This window comes from Nostoc flagelliforme FACHB-838, assembly GCF_014698065.1.
GTDB classification, from domain to species: domain Bacteria; phylum Cyanobacteriota; class Cyanobacteriia; order Cyanobacteriales; family Nostocaceae; genus Nostoc; species Nostoc flagelliforme_B.
Window position 1 is genome coordinate 1 of record NZ_JACJSI010000531.1, and the last position, 3,397, is coordinate 3,397.

Below are 3,397 nucleotides of genomic sequence, written 5' to 3' on the forward strand. Positions count from 1 at the left end.
CCATTTGTGTATCAACATAATCAACTCCCTGGTTATTGGTCAAACAGTGAAGAAAGAGGAATTGCAATCTAAGAAACTCAAGCATTCACGCGCACCAAACTTTTTTCACCAACCAGGGAGAAGCGATTAGATATAGTTGGTGTCTTAATTAACGTTGGCGACATCAATTCAACAAGGTAAAACCAAGAGTTATTCACCAGCCCAATCCCCAAAATCAGCCGTTGCTTTGTCCCCTTATCGTGAGAACAGAGCATTACTCTTTCGCCCAGAACGAAAGCAGGTTTTTGCACTTTGATGGCTTCTAACTCTCCAGTTGCGATGATTTGATTTTGTGTAGCATGGAGTATTTCATTACGGCAATCAATTGAATAAATCCAACATTCATGTTTCCACTGAACACCGCAGCAGTAGCCGAACGTTCTTGTGGTTCTGAGGTATACTCTCTCTAGCAAATTCACGTCAACGGGTGGAATTGTTCGACCCCAAGGCGGGGAGAGATACCAACTTGTTTGAAGTGCATTAATGTTGTCAATCATGCTTTTCTTCCCAATAAGTAATTAATGGCTTCGGAGTCAATAGAGGCAATACGCTTTTTTAGATGTTGTGGCGGGTTATCAAAAAACTGTTTGAGATGCCATCTCCGAACTTGATAACGCTTGGAAGAACGGCGGCTAGTTTTCAACCAACCACGGCGTACCCAACCAGAAACCGTAGTAGAATGCACACACAGAACACGGGCGATTTCAGCACTACTATAGTTATCGAGGAAGGGGCTTGTAGAATAACCTAAAGCCCAAAGCTTAGTAGCAATTGCAATTGGAGTGCGGAAATAGCCATGTCTTTTTAAGATTGAGGCTATTTGCTTAGGGCTATAAAGTTCAGCCTTAGCTTCAATGATTGCGAGTTCTTCATCAGTCCATTTTGTATGCATTTGATTCCCTCCCATATTTATGCAGATTTAGTAGAAGATTGTTCTGGTACAATTTGAGCGATGATTGATTCAAAGTCCACTTGAAAGATGTTCATATCTGTGGACATTTTTCCAGTGTTGTAGCGGTCTACTATGTGCTGCTTGATTGCGGATTGATTTAGCCCATCAGGGATATCGATGTGAGCTTCACTTGTGATTTTTTCAACTACTGTAACGATGACTCTCATGGGTAATTCCTATTTGATTAATTGAGGATTCAGAAGTAAAAATATTCTGAATCCTGACTGCTGATTTATACTGCCCCAGTCTTTACTGCTTGCACTTGTTGCATCCATACGCTGATTGCTGTTAACTCATCAGCACCGCTAACAACAGCATCAACAACAAGATTTTGATACAAAGACTCAGCATGATTGAGATGGTCACACTTGCCTGCTGCCCAAGCCAAACACATGGTTTTGATTAGTTCATTAATTTGGCTAATATCAAGTAAACTTGGGCGGTCAACATCCTGGAATTGCAACCACTCTCTGACCAAATCAAGGGGATAATCAAGCAAGGTGCGAATATTTTTAACTCGCAAATCTTGTGGGTGTACTGATTGAGGAACTACACTAAGTTTTGGTGGAGTCAGTGGGGGTTCGGGAATCGAGTTTGAAGTTTTACCCAATAAAGATTGGATGTCACGAATGATGGTTGCCCAATTTAAATCTCTACTCCATTCCCTGTAAATCTTGGTTTTGCTTGCAGCATCGTAAAGATTACAAAAAACCGTGTTCTCGTTGCCAGCAGTAGCAACGATAATCAGTGGCTTAGAAAAATCCTGAACACTTGACGCAGCTAAAAGAAAGCTTTTGGCGAAATTGGTTTCAATGCCAGTTCTCACTACATAAAGTTCATCAGCACTCACGACAGTATCCAGTTTGAGATTGTCCTTTTCTTTGAATTCTTTAGTTGTCAATCGCAGTTCTGATAAGTACCCAGTTAATGCTCTTTCGGGAACAGGAATTTTCTTATCCTGGCTGATATTAAACTTGTACCAGACGTAAGATTCTCCATCTACTTCCCCTTGGTTGACAAATAAATAGATGGGTTCTGGAGGGTTGCATAAACCTAGTTTGATTTCAGTAACCATGTTCACCTCAGTTAAAGTTTCATTGATTGTTGTTCTGTGTGCAATAATGGGAATTCTGTAGCGGGAGAAAAACTTCCGTGCGTTCACTTGAATAAGCGGCACTCATTCAGGTGAACGCTTTTCTATTAATTAGAAATTTCTCGATTGCGCTCTAACTCCCATTGCAAATAAGTCAGGGCAGTTTGAGCATCCGCAATGTTTAAATCTGGCTGATATCCTGCTTCCAACACTTGTTTGTAGTCTGGGTGTATAGCGATTTCGGATATCAGAGTTTGAGCTTGTTTAACTAAATAGTGGAGACTAGGGTTAGACATTTCAATGCCAAGCCGTGAACATAAATCCTCCGCTTTAACACCAAAAGTCCCTGGCTCAATCTCCGTCTCTAACTCCTCAAGCAGAGATTGAAAATTCGGGTGTTCATCGTTGATTTCAATCTCAATTAAGTCTGCACTGTTTGTAACGATAGTTGCCCAATCAGGTAAAGTCTGTGCAATGGTCTTTGCGTAAAGTTTCATAATTTTATCCTCTGGGATTAATAACCTAAAAATCCTCGGCAATTTCCAACAAAAAACCGCATCCCGTGTTCTGTACTTACACCAGTTCTTTATCCAGCAGAGTTTGAATTACTGAATCCGAGAATTGGAATTGCAGACGATGCAGAGGCACACAACCACCACAAAGTCGAATCGAACGCAGCAAATGGTTCGCTCTACGGTCAAAGGTGTTATCAATCGTTTTAGGCATTTGTGAAACCTCCGGTTAAGACGGTTAACTGTCGGTTAAGAATGCTTATTTGCTGTTGATAAAAGTCAATTTCAGCAGTGATTTGGTGGAATAATTCTTCTGGTGTCAGGGGTTGGATTTGATCCTCTTGCAAGTACGATGTTTCGTCAGAGTTTTTGTTAGGCATCAGTACATAGCGCCAACCATCATTAAATTGTTCAGCCAACTCTGTACCAGAGGGATAGTAATAAAGTTCCAAGATGATGCCCTGTTGTGTACGCTGTTCCAAAGCAAAGCGAGGGTAGCCCCAGTATTGAGGGATTGAGATTGTGGATTGCATATTGATTGGTGAATGAAGGGAAAATGAGAGAAGAATTCAGGAGCCAGAATTCAGAAGTCAGAATTTCGGGAAGAGGTGGGAAGAAGAGGAGGAAGTAAGGCAGATTTTATTAGTGTCGGTTCGCTCATTTGAGGATGACAAGAAGAATTAATGCCTTGAGGAGAAAGGAATACGGCAATTGTACGAATCCTCAAACATTATTAGCACCATTTCCCGGTAGTCTGGAGGACATCTGTTGAGATGGGTGCGCGGATGAGCAGTGAACTCT

The 3,397-nt window shown here is 41.4% G+C and carries 7 protein-coding genes; all 7 read right to left on the reverse strand.

Annotated features, from left to right (window positions below):
* Positions 1–77 precede the first annotated feature (77 nt).
* The 7 genes from H6G97_RS48090 to H6G97_RS48120 all read right to left on the reverse strand — a co-directional run bounded on the left by H6G97_RS48090 (position 78) and on the right by H6G97_RS48120 (position 3,129).
* On the reverse strand, positions 78–536 hold the full coding sequence (locus H6G97_RS48090; protein WP_190947385.1) for a DUF1392 domain-containing protein: 459 nt from the start codon (positions 534–536) through the stop codon (positions 78–80).
* Complete coding sequence (locus tag H6G97_RS48095; protein WP_190947386.1) at positions 533–931, reverse strand: MerR family transcriptional regulator; 399 nt, start codon at positions 929–931, stop codon at positions 533–535. The genes H6G97_RS48090 and H6G97_RS48095 overlap by 4 nt, the downstream gene beginning before the upstream one ends.
* Positions 932–948: 17 nt before the next feature.
* Positions 949–1,158 (reverse strand): hypothetical protein, encoded by a 210-nt coding sequence (locus tag H6G97_RS48100; RefSeq protein ID WP_190947387.1) that lies wholly within the window; start codon positions 1,156–1,158, stop codon positions 949–951.
* A 65-nt stretch (positions 1,159–1,223) separates the two neighbouring features.
* Positions 1,224–2,066 carry a hypothetical protein gene (locus H6G97_RS48105; protein ID WP_190947388.1) on the reverse strand — a complete coding sequence of 281 codons (843 nt, stop codon included), beginning with the start codon at positions 2,064–2,066 and terminating at the stop codon, positions 1,224–1,226.
* Positions 2,067–2,191: 125 nt separating this feature from the next.
* Entirely contained in the window at positions 2,192–2,581 is a 390-nt protein-coding gene (locus H6G97_RS54325; protein ID WP_242056134.1) for a hypothetical protein, read from the reverse strand.
* Positions 2,582–2,657: 76 nt separating this feature from the next.
* Positions 2,658–2,810 (reverse strand): hypothetical protein, encoded by a 153-nt coding sequence (locus tag H6G97_RS48115; RefSeq protein ID WP_190947389.1) that lies wholly within the window; start codon positions 2,808–2,810, stop codon positions 2,658–2,660.
* Positions 2,803–3,129, reverse strand: a complete 327-nt coding sequence (locus H6G97_RS48120; RefSeq protein WP_190947390.1) for a hypothetical protein — start codon at positions 3,127–3,129, stop codon at positions 2,803–2,805. Before H6G97_RS48120 ends, H6G97_RS48115 begins: the two co-directional genes overlap by 8 nt.
* Between the last annotated feature and the right edge of the window lie 268 nt (positions 3,130–3,397).

What these genes read in the sequence shown, in the direction of transcription:
- H6G97_RS48090 (WP_190947385.1), bottom strand. Translation starts at nt 536, where the DNA reads ATGATTGACAACATTAATGCACTTCAAACAAGTTGGTATCTCTCCCCG.
- H6G97_RS48095 (WP_190947386.1), bottom strand. Translation starts at nt 931, where the DNA reads ATGCATACAAAATGGACTGATGAAGAACTCGCAATCATTGAAGCTAAG.
- H6G97_RS48100 (WP_190947387.1), bottom strand. Translation starts at nt 1,158, where the DNA reads ATGAGAGTCATCGTTACAGTAGTTGAAAAAATCACAAGTGAAGCTCAC.
- H6G97_RS48105 (WP_190947388.1), bottom strand. Translation starts at nt 2,066, where the DNA reads ATGGTTACTGAAATCAAACTAGGTTTATGCAACCCTCCAGAACCCATC.
- H6G97_RS54325 (WP_242056134.1), bottom strand. Translation starts at nt 2,581, where the DNA reads ATGAAACTTTACGCAAAGACCATTGCACAGACTTTACCTGATTGGGCA.
- H6G97_RS48115 (WP_190947389.1), bottom strand. Translation starts at nt 2,810, where the DNA reads ATGCCTAAAACGATTGATAACACCTTTGACCGTAGAGCGAACCATTTG.
- H6G97_RS48120 (WP_190947390.1), bottom strand. Translation starts at nt 3,129, where the DNA reads ATGCAATCCACAATCTCAATCCCTCAATACTGGGGCTACCCTCGCTTT.